The 20672-nt window shown below is 64.7% G+C and carries 18 protein-coding genes; 2 read left to right on the top strand and 16 right to left on the bottom strand.

Annotated features, from left to right (window positions below; translation table 11 throughout):
- The first annotated feature begins 147 nt into the window (after positions 1-147).
- On the top strand, positions 148-2469 hold the full coding sequence (locus LB515_RS09220) for a PAS domain-containing sensor histidine kinase (protein ID WP_224707491.1): 2322 nt from the start codon (positions 148-150) through the stop codon (positions 2467-2469).
- A gap of 227 nt (positions 2470-2696) precedes the next feature.
- Here the strand turns inward: LB515_RS09220 and LB515_RS09215 are convergent, their stop codons facing one another.
- The 14 genes from LB515_RS09215 to LB515_RS09150 form a co-directional block, all read right to left on the bottom strand.
- Positions 2697-2939: a hypothetical protein gene (locus tag LB515_RS09215; protein WP_224634088.1), complete on the bottom strand. Its 243-nt coding sequence runs from the start codon at positions 2937-2939 to the stop codon at positions 2697-2699.
- A gap of 242 nt (positions 2940-3181) precedes the next feature.
- Positions 3182-6157 (bottom strand): bifunctional [glutamine synthetase] adenylyltransferase/[glutamine synthetase]-adenylyl-L-tyrosine phosphorylase, encoded by a 2976-nt coding sequence (locus LB515_RS09210; RefSeq protein WP_224707490.1) that lies wholly within the window; start codon positions 6155-6157, stop codon positions 3182-3184.
- 12 nt (positions 6158-6169) lie between these two features.
- Entirely contained in the window at positions 6170-7648 is a 1479-nt protein-coding gene (locus LB515_RS09205; RefSeq protein WP_224544162.1) for a sensor histidine kinase, read from the bottom strand.
- Between the two features lie 8 nt (positions 7649-7656).
- Positions 7657-8331 carry a response regulator transcription factor gene (locus LB515_RS09200; protein ID WP_040991372.1) on the bottom strand — a complete coding sequence of 225 codons (675 nt, stop codon included), beginning with the start codon at positions 8329-8331 and terminating at the stop codon, positions 7657-7659.
- Between the two features lie 199 nt (positions 8332-8530).
- Positions 8531-10081, bottom strand: coding sequence for a Do family serine endopeptidase (locus tag LB515_RS09195; protein ID WP_095766893.1), 1551 nt, complete (start codon positions 10079-10081; stop codon positions 8531-8533).
- Between the two features lie 408 nt (positions 10082-10489).
- Positions 10490-10954 (bottom strand): cytochrome c-type biogenesis protein, encoded by a 465-nt coding sequence (locus LB515_RS09190; protein WP_224707489.1) that lies wholly within the window; start codon positions 10952-10954, stop codon positions 10490-10492.
- Positions 10951-12936: a heme lyase CcmF/NrfE family subunit gene (locus LB515_RS09185; protein WP_224707488.1), complete on the bottom strand. Its 1986-nt coding sequence runs from the start codon at positions 12934-12936 to the stop codon at positions 10951-10953. Before LB515_RS09185 ends, LB515_RS09190 begins: the two co-directional genes overlap by 4 nt.
- Positions 12937-13001: 65 nt before the next feature.
- A complete protein-coding gene (gene ccmE, locus LB515_RS09180; RefSeq protein ID WP_140845772.1) occupies positions 13002-13442 on the bottom strand; it encodes a cytochrome c maturation protein CcmE in 441 nt (146 codons plus the stop codon).
- Between the two features lie 4 nt (positions 13443-13446).
- Complete coding sequence (gene ccmI / locus LB515_RS09175; RefSeq protein WP_224707487.1) at positions 13447-14583, bottom strand: c-type cytochrome biogenesis protein CcmI; 1137 nt, start codon at positions 14581-14583, stop codon at positions 13447-13449.
- A gap of 129 nt (positions 14584-14712) precedes the next feature.
- Positions 14713-15150 carry a hypothetical protein gene (locus LB515_RS09170; RefSeq protein WP_140845770.1) on the bottom strand — a complete coding sequence of 146 codons (438 nt, stop codon included), beginning with the start codon at positions 15148-15150 and terminating at the stop codon, positions 14713-14715.
- Positions 15147-15290, bottom strand: coding sequence for a hypothetical protein (locus tag LB515_RS09165; RefSeq protein ID WP_224707486.1), 144 nt, complete (start codon positions 15288-15290; stop codon positions 15147-15149). Before LB515_RS09165 ends, LB515_RS09170 begins: the two co-directional genes overlap by 4 nt.
- Positions 15287-16675, bottom strand: a complete 1389-nt coding sequence (locus tag LB515_RS09160) for an ATP-binding protein (protein WP_224707485.1) — start codon at positions 16673-16675, stop codon at positions 15287-15289. Before LB515_RS09160 ends, LB515_RS09165 begins: the two co-directional genes overlap by 4 nt.
- Before the next feature lie 22 nt (positions 16676-16697).
- The gene (locus LB515_RS09155; protein WP_041002188.1) at positions 16698-17363 is read right to left on the bottom strand and encodes a response regulator transcription factor; all 666 of its coding nucleotides are present in this window, start codon (positions 17361-17363) and stop codon (positions 16698-16700) included.
- Positions 17364-17427: 64 nt separating this feature from the next.
- The gene (locus tag LB515_RS09150; protein WP_095766886.1) at positions 17428-17727 is read right to left on the bottom strand and encodes a hypothetical protein; all 300 of its coding nucleotides are present in this window, start codon (positions 17725-17727) and stop codon (positions 17428-17430) included.
- A gap of 216 nt (positions 17728-17943) precedes the next feature.
- Between LB515_RS09150 and LB515_RS09145 the strand changes: the two genes are divergently transcribed.
- Positions 17944-18330, top strand: a complete 387-nt coding sequence (locus tag LB515_RS09145; protein ID WP_224606408.1) for an ester cyclase — start codon at positions 17944-17946, stop codon at positions 18328-18330.
- A 230-nt stretch (positions 18331-18560) separates the two neighbouring features.
- Here the strand turns inward: LB515_RS09145 and LB515_RS09140 are convergent, their stop codons facing one another.
- A complete protein-coding gene (locus tag LB515_RS09140; protein WP_224544169.1) occupies positions 18561-18968 on the bottom strand; it encodes a DUF3168 domain-containing protein in 408 nt (135 codons plus the stop codon).
- A gap of 141 nt (positions 18969-19109) precedes the next feature.
- Positions 19110-20663 (bottom strand): trimethylamine methyltransferase family protein, encoded by a 1554-nt coding sequence (locus LB515_RS09135; RefSeq protein ID WP_224707484.1) that lies wholly within the window; start codon positions 20661-20663, stop codon positions 19110-19112.
- Positions 20664-20672: the final 9 nt, after the last annotated feature.

The raw sequence follows: 20672 nt of genomic DNA, 5'->3' as shown, positions 1-20672 counted from the left end.
GCAGTTGCGACGAATTTCAATCAACTTTTAATCTTTTTCGCCCGCGCCTCTGGACAAGGCGAATCGGCTTTGATTCTTTAATGGCGATTCGGGGCGTGCGGCGTAGCCGGATCATCCAAGTATGCGGCAAATCGGGGAGTGCCATTTATGGCCAAGGCGGACGCGTGGGGCGCGCCCGGAGGGAAGGCTTTTGCGCGTCGCAAGGCAAGGAGCGACGGACTTGCCGGCAATGCGCGCCTGATCGCCGAACCCACCTATCAGCGGCTCCTGGCCGCCGAGCCGCTGCTGCGCCGGTCGATCCCGGCGCTGATCGTCGTTTTCCTCATCGTCATCGCGGCATTGCGCTTCCTGTCGCTGATGAACGAGCATGACGAGATCGAGCGCGACGCCAAGGCAGTGCTGGCGCTCGCCGCCGGCCAGATGGCGCAGGCGATCACCGCGGACCCCAGCGTGGCCGGCGTCAATGCCACAAGCCTCCTGGAGAACGTCAGCCGCCAGGGCGCCATGAGCCGCGCCCATGTGCTTGCCATCACCGACGCCAACTTCAAGGTCATCGCCGTTTCGCCGTTGTCGACGGGCTGGCAGGGCCGCATGCTCGACAGTTTGGTCCTTGGCGGCCAGCCGCTTTTCATGTTCGGCGACCGAGCCGGGGTGATGGATGTCAGCACCGGCGGACAGGATTGGTTTGCCGCTGTCAGCCTCAGCGGCGACCGCAAACACGCGGCCGCAGTGCTGGTGCCGAAGGAAGCGGTGTTCGACAGCTGGCGCAAGTCTATGTCGCTCAACGTCACGCTGTTCGTGCTGACGGCGGGCGTGCTGATCGTCATCCTCTACGCCTATTTCGGCCAGGCGGCGCGCGCCCAGGCGGCGGACCGCATCTATCTCGAAGCGCATCAGCGCATCGACATGGCGCTGGTGCGCGGCCGCTGTGGGTTGTGGGACTGGGATATGGTGCGCGGCAAGATGTACTGGTCGCGCTCGATGTACGACATGCTGGGCTATGAGCCCTGCGACACGATGCTCTCCTTCGGCGAGGTCGACGAGATCGTCCACCCGGAAGACGGCGACCTGTTCGAGCTCGCCAACCGCATCATCGAACGCGAGATCGACCATATCGACCAGGTCTTTCGCATGCGCCACGCCGACGGACAATGGGTTTGGATGCGAGCCCGCGCCCAGGTGATCGACCCGGAGGCGCCGGAGATTCAGCTGATCGGCATCGCCGTCGACGTCACCGAGCAGCGGCATCTGGCGCTGCGTTCGGAAGCGGCCGACATGCGGCTCAGGACAGCGATCGAGAACATCAACGAATCCTTCGTTCTGTGGGATGCCGCCGAACGGCTGATCATGTGCAATTCGAAGTTCCAGAAGGACAATGGGCTGTCGGATCGCGACGTGGTGCCGGGCGCGACGCGCGATATGCTGGAGCAGCGCATGCTGGCCTTCGCCTCGGAGCGCAGGTTGGCCAATGCCAACGGGCCGCATGGCGGCATCACACTCGAGCGCCAGCTCGCCGACGGCCGCTGGCTGCAGGTCAACGAGCTCAGGACCCGCGACGGCGGTGTCGTCTCGGTCGGCTCCGACATCACCCAGATAAAGCTGCATCAGGAAAAGCTGGTCGACAGCGAGCGCCGGCTGATGGCGACGATCCACGATCTCAGCCTCGCGCGGCGCGCCGAGGAGGAACGCGCCAGCGAACTGGTAGAGCTCAACCGCAAATACATGAAGGAAACCGAGCGCGCCGAGGCGGCCAATCGCGCCAAGTCGGAATTCCTCGCCAACATGTCGCATGAATTGCGCACGCCGCTCAACGCCATCATCGGCTTCTCCGAATTGATGCAGCAGGGCCTGTTCGGACCGCTCGGCTCGGAGCGCTATGAGGAATACGCGACCGACATCAACGGCAGCGGCAAATACCTGCTCGGCGTCATCAACGACATCCTCGATATGTCGAAGATCGAAGCGGGCCAGTTCTCGCTCGACCACGAGGAGATCGACCTCTGCCCGCTGATCAAGGAAACGGTGCGGGTGATCTCGCTGCAGGCAGCGGAGAAGTCGATCAATGTCGAGACGCGCATCGCCGATACGATGCGGCTCTATGCCGACCGCCGCGCGATCAAGCAGATCGCCATCAACCTTCTTTCCAATGCGGTGAAATTCACCGGACAAGGCGGCAAGATCACGGTCAGAGCGCGCAACACGTCGGGCGCGCTGCTGCTCACCATCGAGGACAATGGCTGCGGCATTCCCAAGCAGGCGCTGAGCAAGCTCGGCCGGCCGTTCGAGCAGGTGCAGAACCAGTTCTCCAAGAACCACACAGGCTCGGGCCTCGGGCTCGCCATCTCGCGCTCGCTGGCCGAATTGCAGGGCGGCGCGCTGAAGATCCGTTCGACCGAGGGTGTCGGCACTATCGTGTCGGTACGCATTCCGCTGAAGAAGGCGCCGTCCGCGGTGAAGGCGGCGGCTTAGAGCGTTTCACCGTTTCATGAAAACGGCGAACCGCTCTAGCTCTTTGTTTTTACGCAATTCCGAACGGAAAACCGCACACACTTTTCCTGGAATTGCTCTAGTTCAGAATGCGGAATTTCCAAAGGCTCCGGCGGACACCCCCCTCCGTCCTGCTGGACATCTCACTTCCGGCTTGCCCCGGGCCGGTCAGGGCGGCAATCAGTCAAACCCAACGGACTGTCGGGTCGCTAAACTGGACCGGTAAGGTTTAAATCATTTGCTGCTGCAGATGCCGGACTTGCATCGGCGCCTTTCGACGCCCGTCTATAGATCAAGCTGATGACCAGACCGATATATCCGACCTGCAGAATGATCATGGCCAGGATTGCCCATCCAAGCACCGCCCAGACAGAACCAGTTTCGTTGTAAGCCCAGATCGCCACGATGAATGACGTCGTGAACATGCCTACCAAAAATTTCGGAAGATCCATAATTGCCCAGCGCCCCAATGCATGGCGATTTAGGCGGCTTTCAAATCAGCCGTTAAGAACCCGCCGCTCCATTTGCGAAGCGGCGGGGCCCCCCATCGTCGGGGTGATGGTTGACCCCGGCATTGCTGACAGTGCAATTGCGGTGCCAGACCTATTGACCCATTACGGGACACCTCTGCCACTGGCGCAAGACCGGATCGCCGATTAATATTAACTGTGGCTAATGTGCCACCTGGGGAATCTCATCGCAACGATGCGGTTGATGGCGACGCTCCCGCACGAAGCAGACGGTCGAAATCTCTCCTGACCTTCCGCGACATCTCCTTGAGATGTGCTTCCAGCACAGCGAAATCCGGCAGGTCGGTGACCGCGAGCAGCAGATCCGAGAGTCCCGGCGGGACATCGTCGCGCTGGAACTCGCCGGTGAGGCAAAGCCTGATCATCTGGGTCAGCGCCAGATAGAGCCGATAGGCCTCGCCAAGCTCTTCACGCATATCGGCTGCGGCGAAGTCCGGAGAAAGCCGGGCCAGAATGTCGGCAGTCGCCGTGACCCGGCGGCCAGGTTCGATCGCGCCGGTAATGACCGCGACCTGCGCGATGAATTCCAGGTCGATGAGCCCGCCCGGGATCAGCTTGATGTCCCAGAGATCGCGCGGCGCCTTCTCCTTCTCGATCAGCGCACGCATGTCCGAGGCCTCGGCTTTGACCTTGGCCGCGTCGCGCGGCTGCGCCAGTACCGCCGCCACTTCCGTCTCGAGCTCGGCGCAGAGTTCGGCGTCGCCGCCGATGGCGCGGGCCCGTGCCAGCGCCAAGTGTTCCCAGGTCCACGCATCCTGGCGCTGATATTTCTTGAACGCGTCGATATGCGTGGCGACCGGCCCCTTGTTGCCTGATGGACGCAGGCGCAGATCCAGTTCGTAGAGCACACCTTCGGCCGTCGGCGCCGAGACGGCCGCGATCAGGCGCTGCGTCATGCGGGTATAGTAATGCGAAGGCGCCAGCGGCTTCTCGCCGTCGGAGTCCTCGGCGTCGGTGTCATGGTCATAGAGCAGGATGAGATCGACATCCGAACCCGCCGTAAGCTCGCGGCTGCCCAGCTTGCCCATGCCGAGCAGCGCCACCCTGCCGCCCGCGATGCTGCCGTGGCGCAGCGCGAATTCGGCGATCACGGCGTCGAGCGCCGCTTCGATGGTGAGATCGGCGAGATCCGAGAAGGCGCGCCCCGCCCGCGCCGGATCGATAGAGCCGGCAAGCAGGCGAACGCCGATCAGGAATTTCTGCTCGGAAGCGAAGATGCGCAGCCGGTCGAGCACATCCTCATAGGCGCGGTCGCCTTCGATAAAGGCGGCAAGCCGGGCCGAGAGATAGGCGCGATCCGGCAGTTCGGTGAGCAATGCCGGATCGAGCAGTCCGTCGAAGACATGCGGACGACGCGTGATGATCGCCGCCAGCCGAGGCGCGGCGCCCATGATGGTCGCCATCAGCTTGAGCAGCGCCGGGTTCGACTGCAGCAGCGAGAAAAGCTGGATACCGGCGGGCAGGCCGGCGAGGAACTCGTCGAAGCGCATCAGCGCCTCGTCGGCGCGCCGCGTCTGGCCGAAGGCTTTGAGCAGCGCCGGCGCCAATTCGGTCAGCCGCTCGCGCGCCTCGGCCGACTGGGTGACGCGGTAGCGGCCGAAATGCCAGCCGCGGATGACACGGCAGATGTCACTAGGCCGCTGGAAGCCCAGGCGATCGAGCGTCTGCAGCGTGTCGGGATCGTCGACATCGCCGGTGAAGACCAGATTGCCGACGCCGGCCGAAAGCTCGGGAGCAGTTTCGAACAGCGCCGCATAATGGCGCTCGACCTGCTGCAGCGAGGCGCGGAAGGTCTGGGTGAATTCCGCCTCGCCGACAAAACCCAGCATCAGCGCGATGCGCTTCAGCTCCTCGTCTTCTTCCGGCAGGATATGCGTCTGCTCGTCCGCCACCATCTGGATGGCATGCTCGACGCGGCGCAGGAACCAGTATTGTCGCGTGAGCGCGTCGCGTGCGTCGGCGGTGATCCAGCCGCGCGCGGCGAGCGCTGCGAGCATCGGCACGGTTTCGCGGCCGCGCAGCTCCGGGAAGCGGCCGCCGGCGATGAGTTGCTGGGTCTGGACGAAGAACTCGATCTCGCGGATGCCGCCGCGGCCGAGCTTGACGTTATGGCCCTTCACCGCGATCTCGCCATGGCCCTTGTGGGCATGGATCTGGCGCTTGATCGAATGGACGTCGGCGATCGCCGCATAGTCCATGTATTTGCGCCAGACATAGGGCTGCAATTCCTTGAGGAAGGCCGCGCCCGCGGCAAGGTCGCCGGCAACCGGCCGCGCCTTGATCATGGCCGCCCGCTCCCAGTTCTGGCCGCGCGCCTCGTAATAGCGAAGTGCGGCCTCGACGGGGATCGCCAGCGGCGTCGAGCCGGGATCAGGGCGGAGCCTCAGATCGGTGCGAAACACATAGCCGTGCTCGGTGCGGTCCTGCAGGATGCGCACGAGCCGGCGGGTGAGGCGTGAGAACAGCTCGGTGGCGTCGAGCGGATCGATGACGGCCGGCGCCTCCGGATCGAAGAAGACGACGAGATCGATGTCGGAGGAAAAATTCAGCTCATGCGCGCCGAGCTTGCCCATGCCGAGCAGGATCCAGCCCGAACCCTTCGCCGGTTCCGCCGGATTCGGCAGCTTGAGCTTGCCTTGCCGGTGCGCGTCGAGCAGCAGGAAATCGACGGCGGCTTTTGTGCAGGCATCCGCGAGATCGCTGAGACGGCGCACCGTCACCGAGGTCTCCGCTTCACCCGAAAGATCGGCCAGCGCGATCAGGAAATGCGCTTCGGTCTTCCATTGCCGCAGCGCCATCATCAGGCTCGATTCCGAGGCATCATCCCCGCTGGCCGCGCCGCCGATCGCCTCGCCGATGGCGCCGAGCCGCGCTTCGATTTTCCGGTCGAACAGCGTGTCGAGAATTGCCGGCCGCCGGCGCGCGACATCGCGCAAGAAGGGCGAGAGGTCAAAGACGGCCGCTAGCAGGTCCTGCAGCGGCCCCTCGCCCGCCAGGAACGCAGCAAGGCGGGAAAGCCCCTCCTCCTCGGCGGCATCGGCGATTTCTGACAATTCGCGCCGGGCATGGCCCGCGTCCAAGGGGTGGAGCGCCAGTGTCGGGCTATGCCGGAATTCGGATTCGATTATCTTCTTCGCCATTTATCCGCGCTGTCAATGCGTCTCCCGCAACGGGAAACTCATGACCACGGACAATCCCGGATTGGCGGGCAAAAGATCAAGCCTTCCGTTGTGGAAAGTCATGATTGCCTTGGCGAGGCTGAGGCCGAGGCCCGAGCCCGGTTGCGAGCGGCTCTTTTCCAGGCGCACGAAGCGCTCGGTGGCGCGGGCGCGATCGGCGTCGTCCGGGATGCCGTGGCCATTGTCGGTGACGGCAAGCTTGATCTCGTTGCCGGCGCGCTCCAGCACCACCCGTACTTTCGGCGCCTCGGCAGCGTCGGTCGAGTATTTGATGGCGTTGTCGACGATGTTGGACAACGCCTGGCCGATCAGCTCGCGATTGCCGTTGATCGTGAAGGCCTCGGACACGATCGTTTCCAGCGCAACCCCCGCCTCCTCCGCCACCGGCTCGTAAAGCTCGACGACATCGCTCACCGTGGCGGCGAGATCGACGGGACCGGTCTGTTCCGAGGAGTAGCCGGCCTCCAGGCGCGAGATCATCAGGATGGCGTTGAACGTCTTGATGAGCTGGTCGGACTCCGCGATCGTGCCTTCAAGCGCCTGGCGGTACTCCTCCGTCTTGTGCCTGCCGGCGAGCGTCGCCTCGGCGCGGTTGCGCAGCCTGGTCAGCGGCGTCTTCAGATCATGGGCGATGTTGTCGGAGACCTGCTTCAGCCCCTCGTTCAACATGGCGATCCTGGCCAGCATCGAATTGAGGTTTTCGGACAGGCGGTCGAATTCGTCGCCGGCGCCGGTGACCGGCAGCCGTCCGGACAAATCGCCGCCCATGATGCGGCGGCTGGCGTCCGAGACGCTGTCGATGCGCTTTAGCGCGGCGCGCCCGACGAAGAACCAGATCAGGATGCCGCCCAAACCCATCATGCCAAGCGCCAGGGTCAACGCGCGGCTGATGACGGCGCGGAAGCGCTCGGGCTCGCCAAGATCGCGGCCGACCAGCATGATCATCTGGTTGGGCAGTCTCAGCACCAGCGCGATGGCGTTGTGCCCCTTCTCACCTGTCGATTGTGGAGTGTTGCCCTCGTTGGCCGGAGGCGTGGCTTGGTCCGAACCGCCGCTGCGCAGCCGATCGAGCTCGCCTTCGCCGAAGCGCTGGTAGGAAAACGGGTCCGTCGTCCAGCCCTCGGTCTCGATGACCCCGGGCTCCAGGCTCTGCACATTGCCGGTCAAGATCTGGCCGTTGGCGTCGGCGATCAGATAGAGATTGGCGCCGGGCTGGCGCGAGCGGGCCTCGACGACGCGCACCAGCACCGGCAGGCCGCCGCGCTGATAGGCGCGGGCCAGGCCCAGCACCTCGTCGTTGATGGTCTCCTGCGTCTGCGCGGTCAGCATGCGCGCCGACAGCGACGTCATGTAGAGGACGAGCAGCACCGCGCAGAGCGCGAAAAGCAGAAGATAAAGCGCCGAAAGCCGGGCCGCCGTCGTCTTCATGATGGCCGGCAGGGACAATGCCATAACGGGTTCTAGCCGCCTTTCAGCATGTAGCCGGCGCCGCGGATCGTGTGCAGGATCGGCTTGTCGAAGCCTTTTTCGATCTTGCCGCGTAGGCGCGAGACGTGGACATCGATGACGTTGGTCTGCGGATCGAAATGATAGTCCCAGACATTTTCCAGAAGCATGGTGCGCGTCACCACCTGGCCGGCATGGCGCATCAGATATTCGAGCAGGCGGAACTCGCGCGGCTGCAGCGTGATCTCGCGGCCGGCGCGCTTGACCGAATGCGACAGCCGGTCGAGCTCGAGATCTCCAACGCGGTAGACCGTCTCGGACTCGCGCGCGCTGGCGCGGCGGTTCAGCACCTCGACGCGGGCGAGCAATTCGGAAAAGGCGTAGGGTTTGGTGAGGTAATCGTCGCCGCCGGCGCGCAATCCGGTGACCCGGTCGTCGACCTCGCCAAGCGCCGAAAGGATCAGCACCGGCGTGGTGTTGCCGCGCGAGCGAAGCGCGGCGATCACCGACAGGCCGTCACGGCGCGGCATCAGGCGGTCGACCACCATCACGTCATAGTCGCCGGCATCGGCGAGCGCGAAGCCGGTCTCGCCGTCGCCGGCGACATGGGCGGTGTGGCCCGCCTCGGCGAAGGCTTTCTGCAAGTAGTCCGCCGCCTCGCGATCGTCTTCCATGACGAGAATCTTCATGGAGCCGTTATACGCGATTTCATTGGAAGGTTGAGGGGCAGTCATATCGTCTTGCCTTCAAGTTAAAACGGCAGCGGGTGATGGGAAACCCGCTGCCGCCAGGAGCGAAACACGGTGACTGACTTACGTGCTCGGCCCCATGTTTCCCCATGGCGGCTCGGGGGTGTTGATACCGCCATGGGGAAGCTGAAAGTCGATGTCAGCCCTTGCCGACCGGCAGCGCCACGAAGCGGTTCGAGTCGTCACGGGTGATCTGCATCAGCACGGCCTTGCGGCCGGCCTTGGCGGCATCCGTCATCGCCTTGGACACGTCGTCGGTGGTGTTCACGTCGTTCGAATTGATCGAGGTGATGACGTCGCCGGGCTGGATGCCGCGGTCGGCCGCGTCGCTGTCGGGATCGACGTCGGTGACCACGAGGCCCTTGCCTTTTTCCGCCTTGGTGACGGTCAGGCCGAGATCGGCCAGCGTGTCGGCCTTGGCCGCCGGCGCCGACTGCTTGTTGCTGTCATCGTTCGAAGCCTGCTTGTCGCTTGCCGGCAGCGTGCCGAGATCGACCTTGACCGTCTCGTCCTTGCCGTTGCGCCAGACGGTGACGTCGACCGGTTTGCCCGGGGCGAATGCGCCGATCATGCGGGCGAGTTCCTTCGGCGAGGCAACGTCCTTGCCGTCGACCTTGGTGATGACGTCGCCGGCGACGATGCCCGCCTTCTTGCCCGGCCCGCCGTCCTGGGCGCTCGAGACCAGCGCGCCCTTGTCCGACTTCAGGCCGAGCGACTCGGCGATGTCGGAGGTGACCGGCTGGATCTCGACGCCGAGCCAGCCGCGCTGGACCGAGCCGCTCTTCATCAGGTCCTGGACCACCTGCTTGGCGGTCGAGGCCGGGATGTCGAAGGCAATGCCGACGCTGCCGCCCGACGGCGAGAAGATGGCGGTGTTGATGCCGATCACCTGGCCGTTGAGGTTGAAGGTCGGACCGCCCGAATTGCCGCGGTTGACCGAAGCGTCGATCTGGATGAAGTCGTCATAAGGGCCGGCGCCGATGTCGCGGCCGCGGGCCGAGACGATGCCCGCGGTGACAGTGCCGCCCAGGCCGAACGGATTGCCGACGGCGACCACCCAGTCGCCGATGCGGACCTTGGAATCGTCGGCGAAGTCGACATAGGTGAACTTGTTGCCGCCGCCATCGACCTTGAGCACGGCGAGATCGGTGCGCGGATCGGTGCCGATCAGCTTGGCGTCGAGCTCCTTGCCATCATTGGTGACGACGCTGAAATCCGAGCCTTCCGAGACGACGTGGTTGTTGGTGACGAGATAGCCATCCTCGGAGATGAAGAAGCCCGAGCCCTGAGCGATCGGACGCGGCTGGCCATTGCCATGGTCGCGGTGGTCGAAGCGGCGCATGCCGAACTGGCCACCCTGGTCACCGAAGCCACGGAATTCCTTGAAGAAGCGGCGCAGCTGCGGATTGTCCGGCAGGTTGTCGAAACCGTCCTGGTCGTCGGAACCATCGTCGGCCGTCGGCTGGATCTTGGCCTTGACCTTGACGCTGACGACCGCCGGCGAGACATGCTCAACGACATCGGCGAAGCTCGGCACCTGCGGGGCTTCGACGCGCACGGCATCGGCCAGCACGGGGGCGGTGCCGGTGGCAAGCGCGCCCGCGCCGACCGCACCGATAACGGCCAGGGACGCTGCAGCCGCCATCAGGCGCTTGCGGGTGGAGGCAAATGAATTGGGGGCATTATTCATGGGGTTTCCTATCCTCTATCGACGTGGATGCACTCAGGCGAAGCATCCTCGGGCAAGAGGATTAGAGAGCCGCACATTACGGGGCCATTTCCGGTACATGAAAGTTTTGTAATGTTGAGGATTGGCGACGATGACCACAGGCATGCCGCGCTTGGAAGGCTTGCGGAAGCACCCGAGACTTCGTCATTCCAGGGCGAAGCAGGAGCGAAGCTCCGTCGCGGAGACCCTGGAATCCATGCCGTTACCTCGCGCGAGGGTTGCAGCAGAGCAGAAATTCTGGACGGCCGCGACGCCTTTGAAGTCACGGAATGGATCCTCGGGTCTGCGCGCGTCGCTTCGCTCCTTGCTTCGCCCGTGGATGACGACGACACAGGGGTCTCGGCCAATCTCCGAGGTCCGCAATTCATGTTAGTCGCTTAGCATCTTATCCAGCGCCGCCTGTTCCTCGGCGCTCAGGGTGCTGTCCGGCATAGTTCGGCGCGAGCGGGCGCTGAGCACGATGAACAGGCCGCCGGCCAGAAGCAGAAACACCGGCGTGCCCCACAAAAGCGCGTTGCGCAGGCTGAAGCGCGGCTTCAAGAGCACGAACTCGCCATAGCGCGAGACGATATAGTCCATCACCTGCTGGTCGGTGTCGCCGGCGACGAGGCGCTGGCGCACGAGGATGCGCAGGTCGCGAGCAAGATCGGCGTCGGATTCGTCGATCGACTGGTTCTGGCAGACCATGCAGCGCAGGCCTTCCGAGAGCGCCCGCGCCCTCACCTCCAATGCGGGATCCTGCAGCACCTCGTCAGGCTTCACCGCCTGAGCGGCGCCGGCGAAGAACAGCGCCAGCAGCAGGACCAGCGAGGCGAGCGAAAATCTTGCCTTCATGGCGAGGCCGCTGCCGCTGTCGCAGGCTTGCGCCGCTTTGCCGGCGCGCCGATGCGCAGGCGACGGTCGAGCAGCGACATGGCTGCGCCCGCCATCATCACCAGCCCGCCGCCCCAGATCAGCGTGACCAGCGGCTTCCACCAGAGGCGCACGACGACGGAGCCGTCATTGTTCTCGTCGCCGAGCGACAGATACAGCTGGCTCAAGCCGATCGTCCTGATGCCGGACTCCGTCGTCACCGTCTGGCGCACCGGATAGAAGCGTTTTGCGGAGGTAATCATGCCATCGGCGTTGCCGTCGGCGCCCATCAGCAGGAAGCGACCGCGATCCTCGGTGAAGTTCGGACCTTTCCGCGGGGAGAGCCCTTCGAAGCGCAGCGTGTGGCCGGAGAGTTCCACCGTCTCGCCGGGATGCATGCTGAGGATTTTCTCCGTGCCGAAGCAGAGCGTGCCGACGATGCCGAGCAAGGTCAGCCCGAGGCCGAGATGGGCAAACGCCGTGCCAAAGACCGACCGCGGCAGGCCGGCGAAGCGCCGCAGCATGATTGCCGGCGGCACGGCGCCGAAACCGGATTTGACGGCAAGATCGGTCAGTGCGCCGACGACCAGCCAGACGGCAAGACCGACGCCAAGCGCTGCGAAGACCGAGGCGCCGTCGATGAACAGGCCGGTGACCAGCATCGCGGCGATCGCCAAAGCGAAGGCCGCCATCAGCCGCTGCGAGGCGGCAATGACGTCGCCGCGCTTCCAGGCGAGCAAGGGGCCGAACGGGACGATCGCCAATAGCGGCAGCATTAGCGGTCCGAAGGTCAGATCGAAGAACGGCGCGCCGACCGAGATCTTGCCTCCGGTCAGCGCCTCCAGCGCCAGCGGGTAGAGCGTGCCGACCAGCACCGTTGCCGTGGCGGTGGTGAGAAAGAGATTGTTCAGCACCAGCGCGCCCTCGCGCGAGATCGGATGGAACAGGCCGCCCGCCGTCAGCCGCGAGGCGCGCAGCGCAAACAGCGCCAGCGAGCCGCCGATGAACAGCGTCAGGATGCACAGGATGAAGACGCCGCGCGCCGGGTCGGTGGCGAAGGCGTGCACGGAGGTCAGCACGCCGGAACGCACCAGGAAGGTGCCGAGCAGCGACAGCGAGAAGGTCAGGATGGCCAAGAGCAGTGTCCAGATCTTCAGCGCCGAGCGCTTCTCCATGACGATGGCCGAATGGAGCAGCGCGGTGCCGGCGAGCCAGGGCATGAAGGAAGCGTTCTCGACCGGGTCCCAGAACCAGAAGCCACCCCAGCCGAGCTCGTAATAAGCCCAGTAGGAACCCATGGCGATGCCGCCGGTCAAAAACATCCAGGCGACCAGCGTCCAGGGCCGCACCCAGCGTGCCCAGGAGGCGTCGATGCGCCCCTCGATCAGCGCCGCGACCGAGAAAGAGAAGCAGATCGAGAAGCCGACATAGCCGAGATAAAGCATCGGCGGGTGGATGGCGAGGCCGAGATCCTGCAGGATCGGATTGAGGTCGCGGCCCTCAATCGGCGCCGGATTGAGGCGGATGAACGGGTTGGATGTCGCCAGGATGAACAGGAAGAAGGCGGCGCCGATCATGCCTTGCACGGCCAGCACATTGGCCTTGAGCGTCGAGGGCAGATTGTTGCCGAAGACGGCGACGAGCGCGCCGAAGAAGGTCAGGATCAGCACCCAAAGCAGCATCGAGCCTTCGTGGTTCCCCCAGGTGCCGGTGATCTTGTAGATCATCGGCTGCAGCGAATGGGAGTTCTCCCAAACGCTCGCTACCGAGAAATCCGAGCCGGCGTAGGCGCTGGCAAGGGCGGCGAAGGACAACGCGGTCAATGCGAAGCCGGTGACCGTGACCGGACCGCCAACCGCCATCAGGCGCTGGTTGCCGGTGCGGGCGCCGACCAGCGGCACCAGCATCTGCACCAGCGACAGCGCGAAGGCGAGCACAAGCGCGAAATGTCCGGTCTCGACCATTGGTTACCTGTTCTCCCGCAGGTTCTGATCGCAAAACCGCATGGCACTTTTGCGCAACCTGCTCATCAGTTCGTGCTTTCCTGCCAGACGCCCTTGGCCTTCAGGCCGTCGGCGACTTCCTTGGGCATGTAGCGCTCGTCGTGCTTGGCCAGCACACTGTCGGCGACGAAGACGCCGTCCGGGCCGAAAGCGCCCTCGGTGATGACGCCCTGCTCCTCACGGAACAGATCGGGCAGGATGCCGGTATAGGTGACCTTGACCGATTTCTGCTTGTCGGTGACCGAGAAGGCGACGGTGGCGCCTTGCCCGCGCATGATGGTGCCCTTCTCGACAAGACCGCCGAGCCGGATCCGCTGTCCGGGCGGCACGCTTGCCGTGGCGAGGTCGGCCGGCATGTAGAAATAGGAGGCCTTCTGTCCCAGCGCATAGAAGGTGAGCCCGGCAGCGGCGCCGAGGAAAGCCAGCCCCGCCAGGATCACCGACATCCGCTTCTGCTTGCGCGTCATTGCCTTACTCCGTCGCCGTCACGCCGAGCGAGGCGGCGAAGGCGGTGAATTTCTTGGCCTGTTCACTGTCGGCACCAAAGGCGGCGACAGCGCGGCCGAGCGCGTCGCGCGCCTGGTCGGCCTTGCCAAGCACGACATAGGAACGGATGAGCCGCATCCATCCTTCCTCGTCGCGGGGATTCTGCTTCAATTTGTCGTCGAGACCGGCGACCATGGTCTCGATCATCGCCTTCCGGTCCTGCGGCGACATCTGCTGCGCGGCTTCCGCCTGCTGCGCGTCCGGGCCGTTGGCCGGCGCGGCACCGGCGACAGCGGGCTCGCCGGCCTCGGCAAGCGCGTGCCGGACGGCGCTGCGCCAGGGCGAATCCGGCGCGAGCTGGCCGAGCATCTTTTGCCAGGCGGCGACGGCATCGGCCTTCTTGCCTTCCTGTGCCAGGCCCACCGCCAGGTAGAAATTCGCCTTGGCGTTGGACGGATCGAGCTTCAGGGCCGCCTCGAAGGCTATTTGGGCGTCTGCCGAAACGATGCCGCCGGCAGCGCTGGCGATCGCTTCGCCGAGACCCGACTGGCGCACGGCGCTGTCGCCGTCGAGGCGGATGGCGTTGCGATAGGCGGTCACGGCCTCGGGAAAGCGCTGCAGCCGAAGATAGATCGGCGCCAGCACGTCCCAGCCCTTGCCGTCCGACGGATTGGCGGCGAGATGGGCTTCGGCGCGGGCGACCAGCTCGTCGACCGAGGCATCGGCCGGGTTCTTGGCCAGACGTTCGGCCAGCGGCTGCGAAGGCAGATCGGGAGAGCCGAGCATTCCGTAGAGCCCCCAGCTCAGCAGGGGAACCGCAAGCACGGCCACGCTGGCGACCCATCTGGCGCTGCGCGAGGGCTTGAGTATTGCCGCGTCCGGCTGCACGGCCGCGCCCAGACGGAGGATGCGGCGGCCGATCTCGGCACGCGCCTCCTCGGCCTCCCCGGGCTGGATCAGGCCGCGCGCCATGTCGCGGTCGAGCTCGGACAGCTGGTCGCGATAGACTTCGAGATCGTGATCGCCGGCCGGCGACGCGCCTTTCATGCCGCCGGTAAGCGGCAACAGCACGGCCAGGCTGGCGCCCAGCGTGAGGATTGCGGCTATGACCCAGAACAGCATGGTCCTTCCAATAAAGGCAGAGCCCTGCCCTGCCAACACGGACGTACTGCGACGCTTTGACGGCAAACGCGCCGTCCGACCTTGATCGAGGTCAATCCGACCGAATAACGGGGCCGGCCGGGTTTCTTTCTAGGTCAGCGGCGTCCAGCTGCCGTCGGCATTGCGGCAGGCGGTGCCGCGTGCGGTGACACCCGCGCCGCTCGTATAGACGGTATGGGTGTACTGGCGGCAATCCTGCGAGCCGACCCTGTAAGGCTGGGCGGCGACGACCTCGCCATAATGCGAGGAGTTGTCGCTCTTCCACGTCACCTTCTGGCCGCTGGTGTTGTATTCCAGCGCCTTGTATTCCGCTTCCAGGCCCTTGCGCTTTTCGGCATCGCTGAGGCCCGAACCGATCGACCCGCCGATAAGCCCGCCATTCATGGCCGAAACGATGCCGGTCGACACCTTGCCGCCGGTCGGCGGCGTGGAAACAGGCGTGACGGGAGAGGTCGGACCACCCTTGCCCAGGGTCGTGCAGCCGGAAACGGCGAGCAGGGCGGAAACGAGCGCGACGCGGATCTTCATGCCGACAACCGGTTCTCTTCAGCGGGATGGAACTGGATGGACTGGGGGCGCGCCATCAGGACGTTTTCATGGCCATAGTGTTGATATTTGTCGGAAATTTGGCCGTCGGCCGCTGCTCGCAAATCGATAAAAAACATCATTGAAGGCTCCGCAATCCCACCACCGCCCTCAAGCCGCCCATGCCGGACCGTTCCAGCGCCAGCGAGCCTCCATACTCGTTGACGAGGTCGGCGACAATGGCCAGCCCGAGCCCTGTTCCCGGCTTCGTCTCGTCGAGTCTCTTGCCACGTTTCAAAACGTCCCGCGCGCTGTCCTCGGGAATGCCCGGGCCATCATCCTCTATAACGATTTCGAACATGTTGCTCATTCCCGGTGCAAGCGCGACCGAAACGGCAACGGCGCTCTTTGCCCATTTCATCGCATTGTCGAGCAGGTTGCCGAGCAATTCCTCCAGATCCTCGCGCTCGCCGGCAAAGACGATCTCCGCCGGCGGCAGCGACAGCGTCAGCCTGGTTTGCGGATTGAGTTTCCGCAACACGCGCACCATGCGCTCGACCAGCGGTGAAACCGGCGTGCGGAAAACGACGCTGTCGCGTTGCGCGGCGACACGCGCGCGCTGCAGATAGTGGTCGACCTGTTTCTGCATGGAGGTGGCCTGTTCGGCGATCAACTGGCCCTTGGCGCCGCCGAGCGCGCGGCCTTCATTGATCAGCACAGCTAAGGGCGTCTTCAGCGAATGGGCAAGGTTGCCGACCTGGGTGCGCGAGCGCTCGACGATGCGCCGGTTGTTCTCGATCAGCGCATTGGTCTCGCTGGCCAGCGGCTCGATCTCGGCTGGGAAGCTGCCGTCGAGCCGCTGCGCGGTGCCCTCGCGCACCATGGCGAGCGCATTGCGGACCCGGCGCAAAGGCTGGAGACCCAGCAGGATGGCGATGGCATTGATGGCGATCATGCCGACGCCGAACAGCGAGAGATAGGTGAGCAGGCGACGCTGGAAGCTCGCAATCTCCTGCTCGAGCTCGCTGTGGTTGCCCATGACGCGGAAGCGCGCGGCGCGGTTCTTGGCGTCGAGCACGAACTCGCTCTCGAACACTTCGAGCCGCTCGCCCTTGATGCCCTCCATCGAGTAGCTGCGCTGGAAGTTCGCATTGAACGGGACCTCCGCGACGCTCGGCGACAGGAGCGAGGTCGTCATCGAGGAGGAATGGATTTCGCCATGCACGCCTTCGGAGGCAGGCTCCACCGACCAGTACCAGCCGGAATTCGGCTCGGAAAAGCGCAGGTCGCCGAGGTCGGGCGAGCCGGTCAGCGCGCCGTTGTCGGAAATGCCGACGGAGCCGATCAGGTTGAACAAATGCGCCGAAAGCAGGCTGTCGAAGCCGCGCTCGCTGGCCTGGCGGTAAAGCGTGGTGATGAGGGTGAAGATGACAACCAGAGTCAGGATCGCCCAGATGGTGGAAAAGGCGATGACGCGGAAGGTCAGCGAGCGCGGCCAGAGCCGCAGCTTCGAAAGCCGCGTTTCCATGGTTGGCTTCAGCGGTTCCGCGTCACGCCTCCGGCTCACGCATGCGATAGCCCATGCCACGCACGGTTTCGATCATGTCGATGCCCATCTTCTTGCGAAGCCGGCCGACAAACACTTCTATCGTGTTGGAATCGCGATCGAAATCCTGATCGTAGAGATGCTCGACCAGCTCGGTGCGCGACACCACCTCGCCCATATGATGCATCAGATAGGCGAGCAGCCGGAACTCGTGCGAGGTGAGCTTGAGCGGCACGCCGTTGACATCGGCCTTGGACGCCTTGGTGTCCAGGCGCAACGGCCCGCAGGTGAGTTCCGACGAGGCATGGCCGGCCGCGCGGCGGATCAGCGCCCGCACCCGCGCCAGCACCTCCTCGATGTGGAAGGGTTTGGTCACATAATCGTCGGCGCCGGCGTCGATGCCGGCCACCTTGTCGCTCCAGCGGTCCCGCGCGGTCAGGATCAGCACCGGCATCTTGCGGCCGCCGCGGCGCCAGCGCTCGACGACGCTGATGCCGTCCATCTGCGGCAGGCCAATATCGAGGACGACGGCATCGTAAGGCTCAGTGTCGCCGAGGAAGTGCCCCTCCTCGCCGTCATAAGCGCGGTCGACCACATAGCCGGCATCGACCAGCGCGTCGGCCAGTTGCCGGTTGAGATCCTTGTCATCCTCGACGACGAGCACGCGCATGGGATTGAAGCCTGTTGTTGGGTAGACCTATAGGCCGATTCCGCCAGCCTGGGAAACGACAGGGTCAGCCCATCGGAACGACGATTTCCGAGCGGCGCGGACGCTGGCCTTCCTTGCCGGGAACCAGAACGACAATCACGCAGACCTGCTGGCCGCCCCGCGTCGCCTGCGAGGCCTTGGCCAGCGTGCCGCCATTCTGCGCGGCGACCTGCTGGCCGATGGCGTAGCAATCGCTGGCGGCGAGCACCACCGGCCGATCGACCGACGGCTCGGTGACCGGCAGGGCAATCGCCTGCGACGCAAAGAGGCCGGCTGCGGCAAGCGCCAGCACTGCTTTGCGGAGATGAGGGCCAAACTTTTTCATGATCACGGTTCTAACGCATATGGGCTGAACGTGAAATGAACGGTGAACGATCGAAAATCCATGCCCGCCATGCCCCCTATGGACGCCAACGCTCCCTCAAGCCCGGGTGCAAATTCATAGCCGGAAAATAAGTCGGTCCGCTACGCTTTTCGGCCTGCCGATTCCGTGCCCCGCGCTACCTAGTGTAGAAACGCCGGACGGCCATGGGAGGATGCGATGACGCGTGAGGATATTGCCCATCTCTACCGGGGCTACATCGCCTGCCTTAACGAGCAGGACTGGGGCAATCTCGGCCGGTTCGTCGGCGAGGAGGTGCAGTATAATGGCGAGACGATCGGGCTGTCGGGGTATCGGCGCATGCTGGAAGGCGATTTCGAGGCCATTCCCGACCTGCGTTTCAACATCGAGCTTCTTATCTCGGAGCCGCCGCGCGTGGCGGCGCGCCTGCATTTCGACTGCCATCCCAAAGGCGTGCTGTTCGGCCTGCCGGTCCACGGCAGGCGGGTTTCTTTCGCCGAGAACGTGTTCTACGAATTCCACGACAGCCGCATAAGGGAGGTCTGGTCGGTCATCGACAAGGCCGCGATCCAGGCGCAGCTTTAGGGTGTGTTGATGTTCAGGTGAGGCTGCCTGCAAATGCCGGCTTCCTGCGCTCCGGTGCTCACGTACTTTAAGTACGCTCCGCGCCGGCCTTCGCCGGCCGAAGCCCTCATAAGTGTATGCGCTCTATGAAGGCTACGGCCGGCGTAGGCCGGTTCTCGGAAGCCACCCAGTTTGGTCGCTTCGCGCCCGTCTTCGACTCCGACTCGGCCTGACCTGAATCTCAACACACCTTATGCACTTTCCTGGGTCAGCGCGCGGAAGCGCAGCAATCCATGATAGACTGCAAGATCCTCGTCATAGCGCGCCTCCGCGAATTCCAGGGACAGGCGCGTCTGGCCGCGCGGGCCAATGGACAGCGCCGCGCCATCGAGGCTCGCCTTGATGCTGTCCATGATGAGGCGTGTCTCGGCCTCGCCCTGGGCTTTCGACCAGACGTGCAAGGTGACCAGCTGGTCATTGTCGTTGTCGACGCCGGTCTCGAGGTCGAAGGCGCTGGTGCGGCCGTATGTGACGTGCGGAAAGGCGGCCTTGTCGCTCGCCTGCTCGAGCAGGCCCGCGCCGCCAAGCAGCGCCGACAGCGACTCATCGGTCTTCAGCCTCAGGAACAAGGCCTGCATCAAATCGCCAGGCGCCGTCATCTACAGTCCATCGCCAACATGTCTCCGCGCCGCAGCCAATTCCGGCAGCGTAGCCGCGCTCGCGATCCGATGCCAGATCGCAAATCGATTTGAGTATAGCGTGAAGGGCGAAGGTCTAGAATTTATTATGTTTTAGTCAAATCATGAGACCGGAGCCGCACCGCCTTCTTCGGTGCGCCTGGCAATGAACTCGTCGAGCACTCCCGCGGCGGCGGCAGCGGTGGCCGGCGGCTGGAAGTCGGCGACAATCCGCTTCCAGATGCCGGTCGCGCGCTCCGTGGCTCTCTTGCCGCCGGCTTGCGTCCAATTGCCGAAGTTCGACCAGTCGGCCACCAGCGGCTCGTAGAAGGCGCTGCGGTAGCGCGTCATGGTGTGGGTGGCCGAGAAGAAATGACCTCCGGGCTGCACTTCGGCAATCGCTTCGAAGCCAATTGCATCCTCGTCGCCCGGCGTCGTGGCGCAAAGCTCGGCGACCGTCTGCAGCGCCTCGACGTCGGTGATCAGCTTCTCCAGCGAGACGCTGAGACCGCCTTCCAGCCAGCCGGCGGCGTGGATGCAGACGGTGGCGCCGGCCAGCACCGAGCCCCACAGCGCGAACTGGGTCTCGTGCGCGGCCTGCGCGTCGGAGACATTGGCGGCGCTGCCGCCGCCGGAGCGCCAGGGCAGGCCGATGTGGCGAGCTAGCTGCCCCGCCCCAAGCGTCGCCTTGACGTGCTCCGGCGTGCCGAAGGCCGGAGCGCCGGACTTCATGTCGACATTGGACGAGAAGGAGCCATAGACCACCGGCGCGCCAGGCCGCACGATCTGGGCCAGCGTCAATCCGGCGAGCGCCTCGGCATGCTGCAAGGTCAGCGCGCCGGCGACCGTGATCGGCGCCATCGCGCCCGCCAGGCAGAAAGGCGTGATGACCAGCACCTGGCCGGCCTTGGCGAAGTCGACGATGCCTTGCGCCATCGGGATATCCAGCTGGCGCGGCGAGTTGGTGTTGATGACGGTGTAGCAATAGGCACCGGCGCGGAACTCGTCCTGCGAGAGGCCGCGCGCCAGGCAGATCATCTCGAAGCCGTCCTCCACCTGCGACGTGCCGCGCGCGAAGACGAAGGGGAACTTGTCCGACAGCGTCAGCTGCGCCCGGTTGACGGCATAATGGCGGAAGCGATTGTCGAGTTCCTGTGGCTCGACGCAAGGCCCGAGCATATGCAGCACGTCGAAATGCTGGACCAGCTTGATGAATTCCTCGAAGGCCTGGAGCGTGCCCGGCCGGCGGCCGCGCTCGAGATCGGTGACATTAGGGGCTCCGGAGCCGGCAAGGAAGGTCATCGAGCCGAGCTCGAGCGTCAGGTCGCGGGAGCGGTCGCCGCCGAGTGCCGGAATCGTGCGCGGCGCCGAGGCGAGCGCGGCTTCGACCATGTCGCGACCGATCCTGACCATCTGGCCGTCTTCGTCGACCAATGCACCGGCCTTGCCGTAGATCGTCCGCGCCTCGGGTAGCAGCACCTTGATGCCTAGCTCCTCCAGCACGCGCAGCGCGGTAGCGTGGATGGCCGCGACCTGGTCGTCGGAAAAGATCGGCTGCGGCAGGAACGGGTTCTTCAGCGACCAGTAATTCGGATGGCGGCTCGACTCGCTGCCGGCCTCCCCGGTGCGTCCCCGGCGGCGCTCGCGCCTGAGATCGCGTGCGGCTTCCTCAATCATGGCGGTTCC

Source organism: Mesorhizobium sp. CA15 (genome assembly GCF_020165215.1).
Lineage (GTDB): Bacteria > Pseudomonadota > Alphaproteobacteria > Rhizobiales > Rhizobiaceae > Mesorhizobium.
Note: the sequence above shows the minus strand (reverse complement) of the source record. Positions and strands in the feature narration are given on the sequence as shown.

Bases quoted from the DNA above. Each gene is read 5' to 3' on its own strand.
- LB515_RS09145 (WP_224606408.1), top strand. From the start codon at position 17,944: ATGACGCGTGAGGATATTGCCCATCTCTACCGGGGCTACATCGCCTGC.
- ccmI (WP_224707487.1), bottom strand. From the start codon at position 14,583: ATGCTGTTCTGGGTCATAGCCGCAATCCTCACGCTGGGCGCCAGCCTG.
- LB515_RS09165 (WP_224707486.1), bottom strand. From the start codon at position 15,290: ATGATGTTTTTTATCGATTTGCGAGCAGCGGCCGACGGCCAAATTTCC.
- LB515_RS09220 (WP_224707491.1), top strand. From the start codon at position 148: ATGGCCAAGGCGGACGCGTGGGGCGCGCCCGGAGGGAAGGCTTTTGCG.
- LB515_RS09155 (WP_041002188.1), bottom strand. From the start codon at position 17,363: ATGCGCGTGCTCGTCGTCGAGGATGACAAGGATCTCAACCGGCAACTG.
- LB515_RS09150 (WP_095766886.1), bottom strand. From the start codon at position 17,727: ATGAAAAAGTTTGGCCCTCATCTCCGCAAAGCAGTGCTGGCGCTTGCC.
- ccmE (WP_140845772.1), bottom strand. From the start codon at position 13,442: ATGACGCGCAAGCAGAAGCGGATGTCGGTGATCCTGGCGGGGCTGGCT.
- LB515_RS09195 (WP_095766893.1), bottom strand. From the start codon at position 10,081: ATGAATAATGCCCCCAATTCATTTGCCTCCACCCGCAAGCGCCTGATG.
- LB515_RS09185 (WP_224707488.1), bottom strand. From the start codon at position 12,936: ATGGTCGAGACCGGACATTTCGCGCTTGTGCTCGCCTTCGCGCTGTCG.
- LB515_RS09190 (WP_224707489.1), bottom strand. From the start codon at position 10,954: ATGAAGGCAAGATTTTCGCTCGCCTCGCTGGTCCTGCTGCTGGCGCTG.
- LB515_RS09160 (WP_224707485.1), bottom strand. From the start codon at position 16,675: ATGGAAACGCGGCTTTCGAAGCTGCGGCTCTGGCCGCGCTCGCTGACC.
- LB515_RS09215 (WP_224634088.1), bottom strand. From the start codon at position 2,939: ATGGATCTTCCGAAATTTTTGGTAGGCATGTTCACGACGTCATTCATC.
- LB515_RS09210 (WP_224707490.1), bottom strand. From the start codon at position 6,157: ATGGCGAAGAAGATAATCGAATCCGAATTCCGGCATAGCCCGACACTG.
- LB515_RS09200 (WP_040991372.1), bottom strand. From the start codon at position 8,331: ATGAAGATTCTCGTCATGGAAGACGATCGCGAGGCGGCGGACTACTTG.
- LB515_RS09170 (WP_140845770.1), bottom strand. From the start codon at position 15,150: ATGAAGATCCGCGTCGCGCTCGTTTCCGCCCTGCTCGCCGTTTCCGGC.
- LB515_RS09140 (WP_224544169.1), bottom strand. From the start codon at position 18,968: ATGACGGCGCCTGGCGATTTGATGCAGGCCTTGTTCCTGAGGCTGAAG.
- LB515_RS09205 (WP_224544162.1), bottom strand. From the start codon at position 7,648: ATGGCATTGTCCCTGCCGGCCATCATGAAGACGACGGCGGCCCGGCTT.
- LB515_RS09135 (WP_224707484.1), bottom strand. From the start codon at position 20,663: ATGATTGAGGAAGCCGCACGCGATCTCAGGCGCGAGCGCCGCCGGGGA.